The sequence below is a fragment of the Tenebrionibacter intestinalis genome, from assembly GCF_016632365.1.
Taxonomy (GTDB): Bacteria; Pseudomonadota; Gammaproteobacteria; order Enterobacterales; family Enterobacteriaceae; genus Tenebrionibacter; species Tenebrionibacter intestinalis.
In genome coordinates this window covers 19,279-36,859 of record NZ_JAEPBH010000020.1, presented here as the reverse complement: position 1 = coordinate 36,859, position 17,581 = coordinate 19,279, and the positions used below count along the sequence as shown (strand labels likewise).

The following is a 17,581-nucleotide window of genomic DNA, read 5'->3' as shown; positions in this document are numbered from 1 at the left end:
AATCATAACGGCCTCTTTGATAATCGCAGGAGGAGTATATCGCCAGCAGCACGATGACAGAAGCTAAACGGTGCGGTATTAGATGAAAAAGATGGCTACTCTGCCCTGCGCCTTGCCAGCGGATTTTTCGCTCAGCGTCAGCATCATGAGGATTAAGGGACACAGCCTGAGACTCTCATTATTAGCAGCGTTCAGGCATGGATTCGTAAAGTTTACGATTTTTGTTGAAAATTCACGCATTCCGGCGCCGCAAGGCGTAATCATTAAGCATTCGCCAGCCCGGTCAGGTATATTGTCGCGTCAGAAAACACCCGCTACCGGCGTCAGACAGGCGTCATGTCGCCAGGCGTAAAGGATAAATACAGTATGATCACCCTGTACGGCATTAAAAACTGCGATACCGTGAAAAAAGCCCGGCGCTGGCTGGATGAACGCGGTATCGACCACCGCTTCCACGACTACCGCGTTGACGGCCTGAACCAGGCAATGCTGGCAGAATTTATTGCTGGGCTGGGCTGGGAGGCGCTGCTGAACACCCGCGGCACCACGTGGCGCAGGCTTGATGAGGCACGACGCAGCGCGGTTGACGGCCCTGCTGCGGCAACGGCCCTGATGCTGGAGATGCCGTCCATTATCAAGCGCCCATTGCTCTGCGCGCCCGGCAGGCCCATGCTGCTGGGTTTTAGCGACAGCGGCTACCAGCAGTATTTTAGTGAGGTTTAAGTATGTCCTGCCCGGTTATTGAGCTTACTCAACAGCTTATCCGCCGCCCTTCGCTCAGCCCCGATGATGCAGGCTGTCAGGCATTGCTTATTGAGCGTCTGCGCGCTATCGGCTTTAATATTGAACCTATGGATTTTGGCGACACGCAGAATTTCTGGGCATGGCGCGGCGAAGGCGAAACGCTGGCCTTTGCAGGCCATACCGATGTCGTACCGCCTGGCGACGCCGATCGTTGGATTAACCCGCCGTTTGAACCCACTATCCGCGACGGCATGCTGTTTGGCCGCGGCGCGGCCGACATGAAAGGATCGCTTGCGGCAATGGTCGTAGCTGCCGAGCGTTTTGTCGCTCAGCATCCGCACCACCGGGGCAGGCTGGCGTTTTTGATAACCTCTGACGAAGAGGCCAGCGCGAAAAACGGCACGGTGAAGGTGGTTGAAGCCCTGATGGCGCGCAACGAGCGCCTTGATTACTGCCTGGTGGGCGAACCGTCCAGTACTGAAGTCGTCGGCGACGTAGTTAAAAACGGCCGCCGCGGCTCCATGACCTGCAACCTGACTATCCACGGAGTGCAGGGCCACGTGGCATACCCGCATCTGGCTGATAACCCGGTACACCGCGCAGCGCCAATGCTCAACGAACTGGTGAGTATTAAGTGGGATAACGGCAATCAGTATTTCCCCCCGACCAGTATGCAAATAGCTAATATACAGGCCGGTACCGGCAGCAATAATGTGATTCCGGGGGAACTTCACATCCAGTTCAACTTCCGCTTTAGCACCGAGTCAACGGATACCAGCATCAGGCAACGCGTCATTGAACTGCTTGAACGCCACCAGATGCGCTATACCGTTGACTGGTGGCTGTCCGGCCAGCCCTTTCTCACCGCTCGCGGCAGGCTGGTGGATGCGGTAACAAACGCAGTTGAGCACTATAATGAAATTAAGCCGCAGCTACTGACCACTGGCGGTACCTCCGATGGGCGTTTCATTGCCCGCATGGGGGCGCAGGTGGTGGAGCTTGGTCCGGTCAACGCAACCATTCATAAGATTAATGAATGTGTCAACGCCGCCGATTTGCAGCTTCTGGCGCGCATGTATCAACGTATTATGGAGCAACTGGTCGCCTGACGGCCGCCCTTACAGAGAGGTTATCGCATGGAATGGCTGGCGAAATACTGGTGGATATTGGTTCTGGTGCTCCTGGTCGGTATCTTTATTAACGTCATTAAGGATTTAAAGCGCGTCGATCCGAAAAAGTACCTGAATAACCGGCCTAAACTGCCGCCGCATCGCGACTTCAATGATAAGTGGGACGATGAAGACGACTGGCCGAAAAAGAAGCCGTAGGGCTTAAGCCCATGCCTGAAATTATGTCAGCCCGTTCAAACCGGCGGGTATTTTTATTTGCAGGCCAATCACAACGGCTGGATTAAAATTGCGGCTGAAACTTTTTAACCCTGCTGAGCAACTTCATCAGGGCATCAGCGCGCGTCCCGTTTAACGCACGCAGCGCCTGTGCGGTTTCCCGCCGCCACGCCGCCCGCAGCGCCTTTTGCCCCGTCAGCCCGAGCGTAGCGCAAATCTGCGTAACACACTGGCGCTGCTCCAGCCACGCGCGCAGCGCCGGTAGCGGCAGGCGCACATTAAGCAACAGCCGCTGCAGGCTGGCGAGGCTCGCCTGCGGCGGGCGATGGGTAAATGCGAACCCGGCCAGCTCCCACCAGTCTCTTTTATTAAGCGTAGACGCTTGCGCAGCGTTAACCGGGATCTTCTCGTCTACTTCGCGCTCCAGCCAGCGGACATCCCGCATAAGCCGTTCACGCTGAAGACGTACCAGCGTTTCGCCCGCAGGCGTTAGTGGCCGCAGCGCCATCGCCGCGTAACAGCCGCTGCTTGCTTCGCGATGCGTGCCAAAACGCACCAGTTGAAACCCCGCTCGCTGCCAGAAGCGCCACAGTTCTTCGGTATAGCCAAAGCTAACGGACAGATAGTCGTAGCCCCTGGCATGCGCTGACAAACCTGCCAACAGGCAGGAACCGTATCCCTGTCGCTGAAGCCGGGGATGAACGGCTATACGGCTCACGCGAAGCCCCTTCAACATGGCGGCAAACGGCGAAGCGCCGTGCGCCGCCAGAGACTGCGCAACCAGGTTGCCCCGCGGGCGGCGCAACCCGGCCCAGACGCTAAAACTGAGCAGGGGCGGCAAACCGCCCTCTTCCACCAGCCAGGCGGCGGCGGCGGCGCTATCGCCACGCACAGTGACAAAACGCTGGCCGGGCGCATCCATCATGCGGCGCAGGTCAAGCGGCGAAGTACGGTAGTGCGCGCCAGAGAGCAACAAATAAACCTGTTTCGCCAGCGCGGGCGCACTGCGCCAGAGGTTCTCAACCGGCGCGTCTTTTATCTGAAACGCTACGCGCCCCGGTTCCGGCAACACATCATTAAACAGCATCATCTCATCGATGATACGCTCCAGCGGGCAACCCGCGGCCCAGCGCACTGGCGTAGTGAGAGAATAATGCCGCAGCCCCGGCACCGACGCGCAAAACTTCAGCATAAAACCGCGTCCCGTACCTTCATACCCCTGTACGGTTGTAGTCATCAGCACGCGCGGGTAATGCGCTATCAGACGGCGTAGCTGTGGAGCAGGTAGCGCAGCGGCTTCGTCAATAATAAGCCAGTCGCCGTGCGGCGCAGTGCCTTCCTCCAGCGCCTGCAGCAGCGCATCAGGCGCTATAAAAAAGCCGCGCCCGAGGGCATGTTGGCTGAGCACATCGGTTGCCGCTCTGGCGGGCGCAGTAATGATAACCGCGCCCGGCCAGCTATGAACCAGCATCCCCGCCAGCGCGGATTTGCCGCGCCCTCGCGGCGCCGTCACCACCGCCACGCCGGTAGTCATCCGCCGTAGGTTCGCCAGAATAGCCCTCTGGCCGGCAAGCGGCGCACCGCTTGCCGCCTGCCAGTGTGGTCTGTCATCGTCCGCCGCCCGCAGCGCTTCGCCCTGCCGCCAGAGCAGCGTATGGGCGTCAGCTTCTATGCAGTTGCGAAGATGGCGAATAAACACAGGCGTGGGGATGGGCTGCGGCGTATCGCTCCAGCGTATGCTGTCGGCATCGGGTTTAACAGGCCACGCGCGCCAGTCGGGCGTTAAAAGCACCAGCCAACTGCCTGCCTTTAGCGTTCCGGCAAGCGCGGCGAGCGCTTCGGCATCCAGCCCCTGACGGGCATCAAACACCGCATGCATAAACTCACGCCCAAGCAGACGGCGCAGCGCGCCGGGCGCGCAGTAACGTCCGTCGCGCGGCTGGGGGCTGACCCATAACCAGTCCCCATCATAACGTTCACTGAGTTCAGTAGCGCGCGCTTCACACCAGCCGGGCGCGCCGCTAATTACCAGCAAACGCCGAATCCCCTGCAGCGCCTGGCGCGACCTCAGGCGATCCAGCGCCTCCAGCGACATGCGTTAGAGTCTACCGTTACCGAAGGTGTCGCACTGTTTCGGATCGCCGCTGTCAAAGCCGCGTTTAAACCAGGTATAACGCTGTTCGGAAGAGCCGTGCGTAAAGCTGTCCGGCACCACGCGCCCCTGGCTTTGTTGCTGGAGACGATCGTCACCGATAGCTTCAGCAGCATTTAGCGCTTCCTGAAGATCGCCCACTTCAAGCACATTTTGTTTATCCATGTCCTTACCCCAGACGCCGGCAAAGCAATCGGCCTGCAGCTCCATACGCACCGAGAGCTGATTAACCTGAGCCTGAGAAGCATTCTGCTGCATCTGACGCACGCGCGGCTCAATACCAAGCAGGCGCTGTACATGGTGGCCCACCTCATGAGCAATCACATAGCCCTGCGCAAAATCGCCTTCCGCGCCGAGCTTGTTTTTCATTTCATCAAAAAATGAAAGATCGATATAGATAGTGCTGTCCGCCGGGCAGTAGAACGGCCCCATAACGGACTGACCCGTGCCGCAACCGGTACGGGTAACGCCACGATACATGACCAGCTTTGGGTTCTGATAGGTTTTGCCCATTTCCTGAAATTTATGCGTCCAGGTATCTTCTGTAGTGGCGAGAATTACTTTAGTAAATTTTGCCGCCTGCTCGTCATCAGGGCTGATGCTCTGTTGGCTTTGCTGCGTCAGCGACTGGCTATCGCCGCTCAACAGCGGCGTAAGATCGTAGCCATAATAACCTGCGACCAGCACCACCAGTAGAACGATGATCCCCCCTTTACCGCCCGGCAGCCGAAACCCGCCGCCGCCGCGAGGAAATCCACCCTGAGAATCACCACGACGATCTTCAACATTGTCGCTTTCGCGACGCCCTTGCCAACGCATAGCCTGCTTCCTTTTTAGGGTTACGATAATTACTGAGATCGTAGGAGGTTCCGCACAGGATTACCACCTAAAAGAGTCCTGAAAATTCGCAAGGCGGCGGAAAATTTCCTCTACAGAACAAGCTACGTCAACAATATAAAAGGCCGACGCCCCGAAGCGAGGCGCCGGCCAGCGACGTAAACGATTGCGCGATCAGTCCAGATTAACGCCAAGACGGCGGGCAACCTCTTCATACGCTTCAATCACCCCGCCCAGGCTCTGGCGGAAGCGATCTTTATCCATTTTGTTCAGCGTGGCTTTATCCCACAGACGCGCGCCATCCGGGGAAAACTCATCGCCCAGCACCACTTCGCCTTTAAAAAGCCCAAACTCCAGCTTGAAATCAACAAGTATAAGGCCGGCATCATCAAACAGTTTTTTCAACACCTCGTTGGCTTTGTAAGTCAGCGCCTTCATACGCGCCAGATTCTGCTGACTCACCCAGCCAAAGGTTTCGCAGTAAGAGTCGTTGATCATCGGGTCATGCATGGCGTCGTTTTTCAAAAACAGATCAAACAACGGCGGGTTAAGCTCAACCCCCTCTTCCACACCCAGACGCTTTACCAGCGACCCGGCGGCGCGGTTGCGAATAACGCATTCTACCGGCACCATATCGAGTTTTTTCACCAGCGACTCTGTATCGGAAAGCAGCGCTTCGAGCTGCGTCGGGATACCTGCTTCGGCCAGCCGGGTCATAATGAAATGGTTGAACTTATTGTTCACCTCTCCTTTACGTTCGAACTGCTCGATGCGCGCACCGTCACCTGCTGACGTATCATTACGGAATTCGAGCACCAACAGATCGGGATTCTCCGTACTGTAGACGGTTTTCGCTTTGCCGCGATACAACTCAGCTTGCTTTTGCATCTTGATTACTCCAGGTGTCATGACCGCCTGCGCGGCCCGGTTTAACACGAATGAACAAGGCCGACTCACGTCGGCCCCAGATTGTTGACAAAGAAGANTTTTCCTTCTTTGTGGTAAGCAGGCGAAAATCAACGGATTGATTTTCTTTATTTTTTATTGCATTTCATCCATCCTGTCTGCGACAGGATGGGGTTTGTCGGCAGTCTCAGGCCGACTCACGTCGGCCCCGGAAATTACTTGTTGAATGCGGCCTGGAATACCGCTACCAGCGCATCATTTTGCGACTGGGTTAGCGTATGGCCTTTCGGATCGATAAACTGCAGGCTGCTGCGATTATCAAGGTCGCCGACCTGTAGCGTGTATTTGCCATCAGGCAGTTTCGGATCAGCCGCGCCCAGCGCCCGCCAGCCGCTCCCGGAAAGCGCGTCATATGTCACCGCCATGCTGCCCTGTGAACGCGTGCTGTCGGTCATTTTCATGCCCGCTTTCGCCAGCACATTCGGCAAACGCGTCCACACCTCGTTAAACGGCGCGCGCACCACCAGCATCGGCAAACCGGTTTCATCCGCGCCGCTCTGAACATCAACAGAAGCCCCCACGCTTCCTTTACCTTTGCTGGCGCTCATGTCTTTATTAAGGCCGCGGCCGATGGCGTTTAGCATCTGCGCGCTGTAGCGCTGAAGTGAGGCCGCGTCGGCAACGGCTTTGCCGCCCTGCTCCAGCCCCAACAGCTTAACGATAATAGCCTGCTGATAGCCCTGCTGTTGCACGCTCACCTGATAGCGGCCGCGATATTGCGCGTCTTCATCCGCGCGATTCCACTGCACCCAGTCGGTGCTCAGACTCTGGTTTGCATCATCGCGTTTGGCAATGGGGAAATCCTGCGCCTGCATCACAGAAACCACCTGCGGCCACAGCGCGCCGCTACGTCCGCTTTCCATCAGCATGGTCGCCGTATCGCCGGTAAACTGAGTCCGCGCGCCGCTGACCAACGCCAGCGGCTGCGACGGCGGGCGAATATCAAGCTGCTTGCCGACTGCGCCGCTGCCGTTAGTGACGGGAACATTATATTGCCCGTTTTCAATCGGCAGAATCATGCCGGACGGCGCATGAAGCTCCGCCAGCGGCGCAGCTTTCAGATAGGATTCATCGCCGCTCACCTGGCGCTTATAGCGCGAGTCGGAACTACAGGCGGCAAGCAACATAACGAGCGATACGCTCACCACTTTTGCTACCGTTGACTTCTGTACTGGGTAAGTCATTCAATCTCCCTAAACTTTATAGCAAACCGGCGTGCTTGAGCGCATGGGTAACAACCGGGCGACCGGCATCGGTCAGCGGCGTCATTGGCAGGCGAAGCGTATCGGTCGCCACAAGTCCCAACGCCTTACAGGCCCATTTCACCGCAATAGGGTTGGGTTCAACAAATAAACCGTCATGCAGCGGCATCAAACGCTGGTTTATCTTGCGCGCAGCGGCAAAGTCTCCCGCTGCCGCCAGCGCGCACATGCGTGCCATATCGCGCGCCGCTACGTTTGCCGTAACAGAAATAACGCCGTTGCCGCCAAGCTGGATAAAATCCAGCGCGCTGTCGTCGTTGCCGCTCAGCAGCGCAAAGTCGTCAGCGACCCGCTCTTTAATCTGATTAACGCGGCTTAAATCCCCGGTCGCTTCTTTAATACCGACAATATTTTTTATCTGCGCAAGGCGGCCTACGGTCTCAGGCAACAAATCGCAGCCAGTGCGGGACGGCACATTATACAGAATCTGCGCCAGACTGGTGCTCTCAGCTATCGCTTTAAAATGCTGATACAGTCCTTCCTGCGTAGGGCGGTTGTAGTAAGGTACGACCGTAAGACAGCCGGCAACGCCGCTGTCGTTAAAACGCTGAGTTAAGGAGATGGCTTCAGACGTAGCGTTAGCGCCGGTTCCGGCAATAACGGGAATACGGCCATCGGCCAGCTCCAGCGTCATCATAACAACATCGCCGTGCTCATCGTGGCTCAGCGTCGCAGACTCGCCCGTGGTGCCTACCGATACAATCGCCGACGTTCCATTTTCGACGTGATAATCAATCAGTTTTTTAAGGTCTGACCGACAGACATTGCCCTTCTCATCCATCGGCGTAATCAGCGCGACAATACTTCCCGTGAACATGGACCATCCTCTGTGCTTACAAGTGGTTTAATGGTACGTTTGGTGCCGCCTCAAAAGCAAGCGGGCCAACGGGATCTGTGCGGTTGTATACGAGATTTTTTTATGCTTTCCTTATAATTACTCTATCGTTCCACAGGAAGTTCTGGTTTGGCTGACTCATCTCAACATTATCTGGTCATTACCGCGCTGGGCGCCGATCGCCCGGGGATCGTAAATACCATTACCCGCCACGTCAGTAGCTGCGGCTGCAATATTGAAGACAGCCGCCTGGCCATGCTGGGCGACGAATTCACCTTCATTATGCTGTTGTCTGGCACCTGGAACGCCATTACTCTTATTGAATCCACGCTGCCGCTCAAAGGCGCCGAGCTGGACTTACTCATTGTGATGAAGCGCACTAATTCACATCCACGCCTCGACATGCCCACCACCGTGCGCGTGCAGGTGCAGGTTCCCGATTCACCGCACCTGATTGAACGCTTCACCGATTTATTCGATAAACACGAAATGAACATTGCCGAGCTGATTTCTCGCACGCAGCCGGCAAGCGGGCGTGAAAAAACACACGCCTCTGAGCTGTACATTCAGATAGCGGCGCACAGCCCTGCGCAAAATGATGCCACAAATATTGAGCAAGCATTCAAAGACTTGTGTACAGAACTGAATGCGCAAGGCACTATTAGCGTGGTGAATTATCCAATGCAAGATGAATAAAGATGGAGAGTAGTGATGAGTCCACTGAAAGCCGGCGACATCGCACCCAAATTTAGTCTGCCCGATCAGGATGGCGAACAGGTCAATTTATCCGACTTCCAGGGACAGCGTGTACTGGTCTATTTTTACCCCAAAGCCATGACGCCTGGATGCACCGTTCAGGCCTGCGGCTTGCGCGACAGCAAAGACCAGTTAAAGCGCTACGGCGTGGAAGTTCTGGGTATCAGCACCGACAAGCCGGAAAAACTTTCCCGCTTCGCTGAAAAGGAGTTGCTCGATTTCACACTTCTTTCAGATGAAGATCACCGGGTATGTGAACAATTCGGTATCTGGGGCGAAAAAACATTTATGGGCAAAACCTATGACGGTATTCACCGCATCAGTTTTCTGATTAACGGCGAAGGCGTTATTGAACATGTCTTTGATGATTTCAAAACCAGTAATCACCATGAAATTGTTCTCGACTGGCTTAAGCAACATACAAGCTGATTTTCTGATGCGGTAAAGCGCAGGCTAAGTCTGTTGGCGGACAACGGCCAAACAGCAGGAACATCAGGCCGCTGCCTTACGGCTGGTACCCACAAAGGGGGCAAAGCGCGTTTTTGCCCCCTTTATCATCGCGCTAATCCGGCTTTAATCTCCTGCCAGCCACCGGCGGCCATACGGACGCTGCCCGAAAACGGCTTCAGGTCAGGGGCGTTTGTATCTGTGGCGGGCTGTCTGGCCAGGCGCGCGCTACGGCTTTAATCAGCGTCGCCAGCGGAATCGCGAAAAACACGCCCCAAAAACCCCACAGGCCGCCAAAGATAACGACCGCAAGGATGATAACCAGCGGATGTAAATTCACGGCCTCGGAAAACAGCACCGGCACCAGCAGGTTGCCATCCAGCGCCTGAATAACGAGATAAATAATAAAACACGTCCAGAAATCTGTGCCGAGACCAAACTGAAACAGCGCCACGCCAATGACCGGCAAAGTCACCATAAAGGCGCCAATATAGGGGATAAGTACCGAGAATCCGACCAGCACCGCCAGCAGCAGTGAATAATTAAGCCCGGAAATCAAAAATCCGATATAGGTCGCAACGCCGACAATCACCATCTCCAGCGCTTTGCCGCGAATATAGTTGGTTATCTGCTGATTCATTTCAGCCCATACCTGCCCGGCCAACCCGCGGTTGCGGGGCAGGACCCGGCGCACGGCATTAAGCATCTGCTCTTTATCTTTCACCAGAAAGAAAACCATGAGCGGCACCAGAACCAGATAAATAGCCAGCGTCAGTAAACCAACCAGCGAAGCGACGGAATATTTCACCACCGACTCCCCCATCGTCGTCATCCGCGCGCGCGCATTTTCCGCCATCGCGTCAATGATGCCCGCATCCACCAGCGCCGGATAGCGGCGCGGCAGCGCAGCGGCAAACTCAGCCAAACGGTTGAACATGCCCGGCATATCACGAACAAGATATATTCCCTGCTGCCAGGCGACCGGCGCAACGACAAACGCCAACAGCAGCAAAATACCGACAAACATCACCAGCACAATGCTGGCGGCCCAGCTTCGCGAGCAGCCGACGCGCTCAAGTCGCGCCGTAGGCCATTCCAGCAGGTAGGCCAGCACCAGCGCCACCAGCAGCGGCGCCAGCAGACCAGAGAAAAAAAACAGAATACAGAATCCCGCCGCCAGAATAACCAACAGCGCGATGGCTTCCGGGTCGCTGAAGCGGCGGCGATACCACTGTAACAACATCTCAAGCATAGTTTTCTTTCCCAGCCTACTTCATCAGTTATATACGGCGACGAATTGTATCGAAATGTCACAGTAAAGACTTCGTTTTTTATTGCGCTCATACAGTCGTCGATAACGCGGGTTTACTGGCGGTTAATGGCGCGAAAGAATCAAAAAAAGATCGCCATCACAGTTTAACTAATTGAAATAAAAGGGAATAAATATACCTGCCGATAAAGTACCTGTCGACTTCGTACAGGAGCTTTTTAATGAAAATGGACAGCCCGGTAACACAGCAGGAATATGTGTTCACAGAAGATATCACGTTGATGTCTACCACTGACCCGCAAAGCAAGATTAACTACGCCAACAGCAATTTCATTGCCGTCAGCGGCTACACCCGCCAGGAGCTTACCGATCGGCTGCACAATATTGTGCGTCATCCCGATATGCCGCGCGAAGCCTTCCGCGATATGTGGTTCACCCTCAAACAGGGCGAACCGTGGACGGGCCTGGTAAAGAACCGGCGTAAAAACGGCGATCATTACTGGGTGCGCGCAAACGTCGTACCGGTGATTCGAAACGGCGTCCTGAAAGGTTATATGTCGGTGCGTATACGGCCCGGCGATGAAGAAATCAAAAAAGCGGAGCAGTTTTATGATAATTTGCGCAACGGCAAGATAAAAGGCGTCGCTTTTTTTAAGGGCGTGGTGGTTCGCACCGGAATTATGCGCTGGCGCTCGCTGCTAAAAACCCTGCCCCTGCGCTGGCGTTTGCGCAGCGTATTCTTTTGCCTGCTGGCGTTGAGCGCGCTGGCTGGCGCAGTGCTGTGCGCCAGCGCCGCTTCAGCGGCGCTTTTTACCACGCTGGCGGGGCTGATACTCTTTATCGCCGCGCTGTTTCTTGAAGCCCAGATAATCCGCCCGATAGAACGACTCAGGCGCCAGGCGCTGGCGGTCGTCACCGGGGATTATTCACGCACGGAGCATATCGAACGCGTAGACGAAATTGGCATGACGCTGCGGGCCGTCAATCAACTGGGGCTGATGTTTCGCTGGCTGGTCGATGACGTCAGCGCCCAGGCGCTGAGCGTGCTGAAGACCTCAGACATATTACGTACCACTAACGAAGAGTTAAACCAGCATACCCACCGTGCGGCCAGCAATGTTGAACAGACGGTCGCGGCAATGCACCAAATGTTACAAACGGTGCAAAGCAATACCGGCAAAACCGCTCAAGCGGACGCATTATCGCACGAAACCCGCAATGCCGCGATCGACGGCGGCCAGGCCATAAATAACATGGCCGGGATCATGACGGCTATAATCGAAAGCGCGAAGGAAATTACCAGTATCATCAGCATCATCGACGGTATTGCTTTTCAGACCAATATCCTCGCACTCAACGCCGCCGTCGAGGCTGCCCGCGCCGGAAAACAGGGCAAGGGGTTCGCCGTCGTGGCGGATGAAGTACGCCAGCTTGCACAACGCAGCGCAAGCGCCGCCTGCGATATTAAACATCTGGTGGAAACCAGCGCCGCACAGGTTAATTCAGGCAGCTCAGGGGTAAAAGAAGCCTGTGGCAGAATGGATGAAATCGTTGAACGAATCAAAATCGTCACCGCGCTCATTGCCGAAATTAGCGACGCGACCGTCAGGCAAACGCAGGCGCTGGCGAATGTCAACAAGGCGGTGGAAGAGCTTGACAACCTGACCCAACACAACGCGCAACGGGTTCAGGAAAACGCGCTGGCAGCATTGAAAATGCACGAGCAGGCAAGGCGACTGGCCGAAGCTATCTCTGTGTTTCGTTAAATATGCGCACAGGACGTTGCCCGGTTACGCCATACCGGCAGCAGCGCTGCGTCCCTCTCGCCCCGGATGTAATATTCCCGCCATCTTCTGCGGCGATGGCCTGCCCTGCCCGGTATCAACACAGATAGCCGCATTTCACTCTACGTACACTCCGGTCGCGAAGCCGCTGTAAAACTTTATTCGCGCCCGCTCCCCGGCTACACTCCTGTTGCCGACAAGCCGAACCCTGCCCTCCTTTGGCTTGTCTCAGAATGACGTTAAATACAAAGGATACGAGGCTATGTTCAGGCAGTTGAGAAAAACGCTGGTCGCCGCCCTCATCACTACCGTTATCGCAGGCCAGGCGGCGCCGGTATTCGCTGACGCCGCAGACAGCCTGCCGGATATAGGCACAACGGCCGCAAGCACGCTGTCTATCGCCCAGGAAAATCAGATGGGGGATTTTTATATTCGCCAGCTACGCGCCAGCGCCCCCCTGATTAACGACCCGTTGCTCAATCAATACATTAACCAGCTCGGCATGCGGCTGGTAAACCATGCCAACTCAGTACGCACGCCTTTTTTCTTCCACCTTATTAATAATGACGAAATTAACGCCTTCGCCTTTTTTGGCGGCCACGTTGTGCTGCATTCGGCGCTGTTTCGCTACGCCGATAATGAAAGCCAACTGGCCTCGGTTATGGCGCACGAAATTTCTCATGTGACCCAACGTCATCTGGCGCGCGCAATGGAAGATCAGAAGCGTAGCGCGCCGCTCACCTGGGTCGGCGCGCTGGGCTCTATCCTACTGGCAATGGCAAACCCGCAGGCGGGTATGGCGGCGCTCACCGGCACACTGGCAGGCACACGCCAGGGAATGATAAGCTTCACTCAGCAAAATGAGCAGGAAGCGGATCGCATCGGTATCCAGGTGTTGCAGCGGGCTGGGTTCGATCCCCAGGCAATGCCGACCTTTCTCGACAAATTACTGGATCAGGCGCGCTACTCAAGCCGGCCGCCGGAAATTCTGCTGACGCACCCACTACCGGAAAACCGCCTGGCGGATACCCGCAACCGCGCCAACCAGATGCGCCCTGTGGTTGTTCAGTCTTCAGAAGATTTTTACATGGCGAAAGTACGCGTACTGGGCATGTATAACGCCGGGAAAAATCAGCTTACGAGCGATTTGCTTGACGAACTGGCCAAAGGCAATCTGCGCCAGCAGCGCGCCGCGCAGTATGGCCGCGCCCTGCTGGCAATGCAGAACAACAATCATGCCCAGGCGCGACAGTTGCTACAGCCGCTGCTAAGCGCCCAGCCGGATAACCCGTGGTATCTCGATCTGTCCACCGATATCGATCTTGGTCAGAAAAAAGCCCGCGACGCCATTGCGCGCCTGCGCGCGGCAAAAGCGCTGCGTAATAATCCTGTGCTGCAAATTAACCTTGCCAACGCCTGTCTACAGGGCGACCAACCCGGTTCGGCGGTGACCCTCCTTAATCGTTACACCTTTAATTACCCCGATGATACTAACGGATGGGACTTGCTCGCACAGGCGCAAGCGGCGCTTAACAACCGCGATCAGGAGCTGGCCGCCCGCGCTGAGCTATTAGCGCTCCAGGGGCAGCTTGACCAGGCGATAACCACGCTCAGCAGCGCCAGTTCGCTGGTCAAAACCGGCAGCCTGCAACAGCAGCGTTACGATGCCCGTATCGATCAGCTACGCCGTTTGCAACAGCGCTTCAGGCAGTACCAGAAAAGTTAATTTAAGGAGAAAGTATGTCCGCACCAGTGACCATTTATCATAACCCACGTTGCTCAAAAAGCCGCGAAACGTTAAATCTGCTGCATAACAACGGCGTCGAAGCGCAGGTCGTTCTCTATCTGGAAACGCCGCCAGACGCCGCCGATATCCGCAAACTGCTCCATATGCTGGGCATGAATAGCGCCCGTGAACTGATGCGTACTAAGGACGATTTATATACGCAGCTTCGCCTGAACGAGGCCGCACTAACGCAAGAGGCGCTGATTCAGGCTCTGGCGGACAACCCGGGGCTTATGGAACGCCCGGTTGTTGTGGCAAACGGCCAGGCGCGCATCGGCCGCCCGCCGGAGCGGGTACTGGAAATCCTGTAGCCCGCGCCCTGCGGACAGGCCGCCGTTTGCAGGCCATAACAAATCAACATTATCGGCGCCCGCGATAGCGGCAAGCCCGCCCTGTCGCGCGCCATCAGCCAACGTGCAACCTTTATTGAGATAGATACGCCTACTGGCGTAACGGCTGGCGGGCCAGCATGCGGCGGCGAAGCGTTATATACAGCGCGACAGGCGGCGATGCCGCATCCCGCCTAGAGCAACAAAATGTCTTTTACGAATGGGATAGTGAGCTTGCGTTGAGCGGTAATAGAGGCGCGATCGAGCTGATCGAGCGTGGTAAACAACGTGCGCATTTCACGATCGAGACGCTTGAGCAAAAAACGTCCCACGTCTTCCGGCAGTTCAAAACCGCGCAGGCGCGCGCGCAACTGGAGCGCCTGGAGTTTATCGACATCGGAAAGCGGCTGAAGGCGGTAAATTTGCCCCCAGTCAAGCCGCGATGCGAGATCCGGCAACTGTAGATTAAGCTGGCGCGGCGGCCTGTCGCCGGTAATAAGCAGGCGCGTCTGTCCGCATTCAAGAATACGATTATAGAGGTCGAAAATCGCCATCTCCCACTGCGCATCCCCGGCCACGCACTCAATGTTATCAATGCACACCAACGCCAGTTGCTCCATTCCTTCCAGGACATCCGGCACAAACCAGGTGCGCTTATCCAGCGGCACATAGCCCACGGCTTCGCCACGCTGAGAAAGTTCGGCGCATGCCGCATGCAGCAAATGGCTGCGTCCGCCGCCTTCGCGTGACCAGAAATAAAGATAACCGCTGTGTTCCTGATGCAATACATTATGCAGTGCGGCAAGTAAAGAGGGGTTATCACCCGGCCAGAAACTGGCGAACGTTTCATCGTCGGGAAGATAAAGTGGCAGTGAGAGCTGCGCCGGTGTGTTCAGAGGGACCTCAGCTTGAGCTTGCAAAAAACGCGCTGAGTTTAACACAGGTCTGGCAGTGGAGAGAACCAGGCGGATCGCACCGCCCGGTTATTGTCGCAATCAGGCTTTATCGCGATCGGTCGGATCGAGCACCGCTTCCTCCGGGCGCAGTACGCTGATGAGCTTAAAGATAAGGCTGAGCAGCACGCCGACGATGGTCGCAAGCGCCATACCTTTGAGCTCCGCAGCGCCAATATGCACCTTCGCGCCGCTGACGCCGATAATCAGAATGACTGAAGTCAGAATCAGGTTCTGGGCTTTGCTGTAGTCTACTTTGGATTCTATCAGCACGCGGATGCCGGACGCGCCAATCACGCCATACAGCAGCAGCGACACGCCGCCCATGACCGGTACGGGTATAATCTGAATCGCCGCCGCAAGCTTGCCGACGCAGGAAAGCAAAATGGCAAAAACGGCCGCCCCGCCGATAACCCAGGTGCTGTACACTCGCGTAATCGCCATTACGCCGATATTCTCGCCGTAAGTGGTGTTCGGCGTCGAGCCGAAGAAACCGGAGAACACGGTAGATAAGCCATTAGCAAACATAGAGCGATGCAGCCCCGGGTCGCGCACCAGATCTTTTTGCACAATGCTGGCCGTCACAACCAGATGACCGACATGCTCAGCAATAACCACCAGCGCCGCCGGCAGGATGGTCAGCACGGCAAACCACTCAAAGCGCGGCGTGTAGAACGTCGGCAATGCAAACCAACTGGCCTCGCGGATAGGCGTGACATCAACCACGCCCATTGCAAAAGACAGCGCATAACCCGCCAGCACGCCGATGAGAACAGGAATAATAGCGAGAAAACCGCGAAACAGTACGGAACCGAATACGGTCACGCCCAGCGTTACCAGCGAAATAGTAATATTAACTCCGCTCGCCGCCTGGCCGTCTGCTGGCAACAGGCCCGCCATGTTAGCGGCAACGCCCGCCAGCTCAAGGCCGATTACCGCAACGATCGCCCCCATCGCCGCGGGCGGGAACATCACATCCAGCCAGCCGGTGCCCGCTTTTTTCACAATCAGCGCCACCAGGCAAAATAGCGCTCCGCACAAAATAAATCCTCCAAGCGCCAGCTCGTAACCCAGCGGCAATAACAATATTACCGGCGAAATAAACGCAAAGCTGGAACCGAGATATGCCGGAATTTTACCTTTACAGATAAAGAGATAGAGCAGCGTGCCGATACCGTTAAACAGCAGTACGGTAGCCGGGTTGATATGGAACAGAAACGGAACCAGAACGGTCGCCCCAAACATCGCAAACAGATGCTGCAAACTGAGCGGGATTGTCTGTAAAAGCGGCGGTCGTTCACTCACCCCGATAGCGCGGCGCGTCATAATTCATCCTCTGTATGTAATTAAGAAAATCAAAAAAAAGCCGACTTTCGAAGCCGGCTGCTTTTATTATTTTGTACCGAATATTTTATCGCCGGCATCGCCAAGGCCCGGAATGATATAGCCGTGTTCGTTTAGCCCCTGATCAATGGAAGCGGTGTAAAGCTCTACGTCCGGATGCGCTTTTTCCAGCGCCGCGATGCCTTCCGGCGCCGCCACAAGCACCAGCACCTTGATGCTGCTACAGCCCGCTTTTTTCAGTAAATTGATAGTGGCGATCATCGAGCCGCCGGTCGCAAGCATCGGATCGACCACCAGCGCCATGCGTTCATTAATATTGGAAACCAGTTTTTGAAAGTACGGCACCGGCTCAAGCGTTTCTTCATTGCGATACACGCCCACCACGCTGATACGCGCGCTTGGCACGTTTTCCAGCACGCCTTCCATCATGCCCAGACCGGCGCGCAGGATAGGCACTACGGTAATTTTTTTGCCCTTTATCTGGTCGATTTCCACCGGGCCATTCCAGCCTTCGATAGTTACTTTCTCTGTTTCCAGATCGGCGGTTGCTTCATACGTCAGCAGGCTGCCGACTTCAGAGGCCAGTTCACGAAAGCGCTTAGTGCTGACGTCGTTTTCACGCATCAGGCCCAGTTTGTGTTTTACGAGCGGGTGTTTTACTACCACTACTTTCATGCGCTGTTCTCCTCGAATGCGGCAACCACAAAAAAAATCGCGGGATTATACCGCTTTTTTCCTTGCGCGCCATACGACAGGGATCAAGGCGACCC

17 protein-coding genes are annotated in these 17,581 nt (G+C 55.9%); 8 read left to right on the top strand and 9 right to left on the bottom strand.

What is annotated here, in order from left to right:
• The first annotated feature begins 366 nt into the window (after positions 1–366).
• The 3 genes from JJB97_RS09195 to JJB97_RS09185 are packed head-to-tail and all read left to right on the top strand — an operon-like array spanning position 367 to position 2,072.
• On the top strand, positions 367–723 hold the full coding sequence (locus JJB97_RS09195; protein ID WP_238713727.1) for an ArsC family reductase: 357 nt from the start codon (positions 367–369) through the stop codon (positions 721–723).
• A gap of 2 nt (positions 724–725) precedes the next feature.
• The gene (gene dapE, locus JJB97_RS09190) at positions 726–1,853 is read left to right on the top strand and encodes a succinyl-diaminopimelate desuccinylase (RefSeq protein ID WP_238713726.1); all 1,128 of its coding nucleotides are present in this window, start codon (positions 726–728) and stop codon (positions 1,851–1,853) included.
• A gap of 27 nt (positions 1,854–1,880) precedes the next feature.
• Positions 1,881–2,072, top strand: a complete 192-nt coding sequence (locus JJB97_RS09185) for a YpfN family protein (RefSeq protein WP_238713725.1) — start codon at positions 1,881–1,883, stop codon at positions 2,070–2,072.
• Between the two features lie 82 nt (positions 2,073–2,154).
• Here JJB97_RS09185 and JJB97_RS09180 read toward each other — a convergent pair whose 3' ends face one another.
• The 5 genes from JJB97_RS09180 to dapA form a co-directional block, all read right to left on the bottom strand.
• Positions 2,155–4,185: a tRNA(Met) cytidine acetyltransferase TmcA gene (locus JJB97_RS09180; protein ID WP_238713724.1), complete on the bottom strand. Its 2,031-nt coding sequence runs from the start codon at positions 4,183–4,185 to the stop codon at positions 2,155–2,157.
• 3 nt (positions 4,186–4,188) lie between these two features.
• Positions 4,189–5,061 carry a KPN_02809 family neutral zinc metallopeptidase gene (gene ypfJ / locus JJB97_RS09175; RefSeq protein ID WP_238713723.1) on the bottom strand — a complete coding sequence of 291 codons (873 nt, stop codon included), beginning with the start codon at positions 5,059–5,061 and terminating at the stop codon, positions 4,189–4,191.
• 192 nt (positions 5,062–5,253) lie between these two features.
• On the bottom strand, positions 5,254–5,967 hold the full coding sequence (gene purC, locus JJB97_RS09170) for a phosphoribosylaminoimidazolesuccinocarboxamide synthase (protein WP_238713722.1): 714 nt from the start codon (positions 5,965–5,967) through the stop codon (positions 5,254–5,256).
• Positions 5,968–6,200: 233 nt separating this feature from the next.
• Entirely contained in the window at positions 6,201–7,229 is a 1,029-nt protein-coding gene (gene bamC, locus JJB97_RS09165) for an outer membrane protein assembly factor BamC (RefSeq protein ID WP_238713721.1), read from the bottom strand.
• A 16-nt stretch (positions 7,230–7,245) separates the two neighbouring features.
• Positions 7,246–8,124: a 4-hydroxy-tetrahydrodipicolinate synthase gene (gene dapA / locus JJB97_RS09160; protein WP_238713720.1), complete on the bottom strand. Its 879-nt coding sequence runs from the start codon at positions 8,122–8,124 to the stop codon at positions 7,246–7,248.
• A 147-nt stretch (positions 8,125–8,271) separates the two neighbouring features.
• On the opposite strand from dapA, the gene JJB97_RS09155 reads away from it, so the two are divergent.
• Positions 8,272–8,838: a glycine cleavage system transcriptional repressor gene (locus tag JJB97_RS09155; RefSeq protein ID WP_238713719.1), complete on the top strand. Its 567-nt coding sequence runs from the start codon at positions 8,272–8,274 to the stop codon at positions 8,836–8,838.
• A gap of 15 nt (positions 8,839–8,853) precedes the next feature.
• Complete coding sequence (bcp, locus tag JJB97_RS09150) at positions 8,854–9,327, top strand: thioredoxin-dependent thiol peroxidase (protein ID WP_238713718.1); 474 nt, start codon at positions 8,854–8,856, stop codon at positions 9,325–9,327.
• A gap of 196 nt (positions 9,328–9,523) precedes the next feature.
• On the opposite strand, the gene JJB97_RS09145 is transcribed toward bcp, so the two are convergent.
• Entirely contained in the window at positions 9,524–10,597 is a 1,074-nt protein-coding gene (locus JJB97_RS09145) for an AI-2E family transporter (protein ID WP_238713717.1), read from the bottom strand.
• Positions 10,598–10,836: 239 nt separating this feature from the next.
• Between JJB97_RS09145 and JJB97_RS09140 the strand changes: the two genes are divergently transcribed.
• From JJB97_RS09140 to arsC, 3 genes are all read left to right on the top strand, one after another.
• Positions 10,837–12,381, top strand: coding sequence for a methyl-accepting chemotaxis protein (locus tag JJB97_RS09140; protein WP_238713716.1), 1,545 nt, complete (start codon positions 10,837–10,839; stop codon positions 12,379–12,381).
• 280 nt (positions 12,382–12,661) lie between these two features.
• Positions 12,662–14,125: a beta-barrel assembly-enhancing protease gene (gene bepA, locus JJB97_RS09135; RefSeq protein WP_238713715.1), complete on the top strand. Its 1,464-nt coding sequence runs from the start codon at positions 12,662–12,664 to the stop codon at positions 14,123–14,125.
• 14 nt (positions 14,126–14,139) lie between these two features.
• On the top strand, positions 14,140–14,496 hold the full coding sequence (gene arsC, locus JJB97_RS09130; protein ID WP_238713714.1) for an arsenate reductase (glutaredoxin): 357 nt from the start codon (positions 14,140–14,142) through the stop codon (positions 14,494–14,496).
• Positions 14,497–14,708: 212 nt separating this feature from the next.
• Here arsC and JJB97_RS09125 read toward each other — a convergent pair whose 3' ends face one another.
• The 3 genes from JJB97_RS09125 to upp all read right to left on the bottom strand — a co-directional run bounded on the left by JJB97_RS09125 (position 14,709) and on the right by upp (position 17,486).
• Positions 14,709–15,410, bottom strand: a complete 702-nt coding sequence (locus JJB97_RS09125; protein WP_238713764.1) for a DnaA inactivator Hda — start codon at positions 15,408–15,410, stop codon at positions 14,709–14,711.
• Positions 15,411–15,509: 99 nt separating this feature from the next.
• On the bottom strand, positions 15,510–16,793 hold the full coding sequence (uraA, locus tag JJB97_RS09120) for a uracil permease (protein WP_238713713.1): 1,284 nt from the start codon (positions 16,791–16,793) through the stop codon (positions 15,510–15,512).
• A 66-nt stretch (positions 16,794–16,859) separates the two neighbouring features.
• Positions 16,860–17,486, bottom strand: coding sequence for a uracil phosphoribosyltransferase (gene upp / locus JJB97_RS09115; protein WP_238713712.1), 627 nt, complete (start codon positions 17,484–17,486; stop codon positions 16,860–16,862).
• Positions 17,487–17,581: the final 95 nt, after the last annotated feature.

Bases quoted from the DNA above. Each gene is read 5' to 3' on its own strand.
- JJB97_RS09195 (WP_238713727.1), top strand. From the start codon at position 367: ATGATCACCCTGTACGGCATTAAAAACTGCGATACCGTGAAAAAAGCC.
- dapE (WP_238713726.1), top strand. From the start codon at position 726: ATGTCCTGCCCGGTTATTGAGCTTACTCAACAGCTTATCCGCCGCCCT.
- JJB97_RS09185 (WP_238713725.1), top strand. From the start codon at position 1,881: ATGGAATGGCTGGCGAAATACTGGTGGATATTGGTTCTGGTGCTCCTG.
- JJB97_RS09180 (WP_238713724.1), bottom strand. From the start codon at position 4,185: ATGTCGCTGGAGGCGCTGGATCGCCTGAGGTCGCGCCAGGCGCTGCAG.
- ypfJ (WP_238713723.1), bottom strand. From the start codon at position 5,061: ATGCGTTGGCAAGGGCGTCGCGAAAGCGACAATGTTGAAGATCGTCGT.
- purC (WP_238713722.1), bottom strand. From the start codon at position 5,967: ATGCAAAAGCAAGCTGAGTTGTATCGCGGCAAAGCGAAAACCGTCTAC.
- bamC (WP_238713721.1), bottom strand. From the start codon at position 7,229: ATGACTTACCCAGTACAGAAGTCAACGGTAGCAAAAGTGGTGAGCGTA.
- dapA (WP_238713720.1), bottom strand. From the start codon at position 8,124: ATGTTCACGGGAAGTATTGTCGCGCTGATTACGCCGATGGATGAGAAG.
- bcp (WP_238713718.1), top strand. From the start codon at position 8,854: ATGAGTCCACTGAAAGCCGGCGACATCGCACCCAAATTTAGTCTGCCC.
- JJB97_RS09145 (WP_238713717.1), bottom strand. From the start codon at position 10,597: ATGCTTGAGATGTTGTTACAGTGGTATCGCCGCCGCTTCAGCGACCCG.
- JJB97_RS09140 (WP_238713716.1), top strand. From the start codon at position 10,837: ATGAAAATGGACAGCCCGGTAACACAGCAGGAATATGTGTTCACAGAA.
- bepA (WP_238713715.1), top strand. From the start codon at position 12,662: ATGTTCAGGCAGTTGAGAAAAACGCTGGTCGCCGCCCTCATCACTACC.
- arsC (WP_238713714.1), top strand. From the start codon at position 14,140: ATGTCCGCACCAGTGACCATTTATCATAACCCACGTTGCTCAAAAAGC.
- uraA (WP_238713713.1), bottom strand. From the start codon at position 16,793: ATGACGCGCCGCGCTATCGGGGTGAGTGAACGACCGCCGCTTTTACAG.
- upp (WP_238713712.1), bottom strand. From the start codon at position 17,486: ATGAAAGTAGTGGTAGTAAAACACCCGCTCGTAAAACACAAACTGGGC.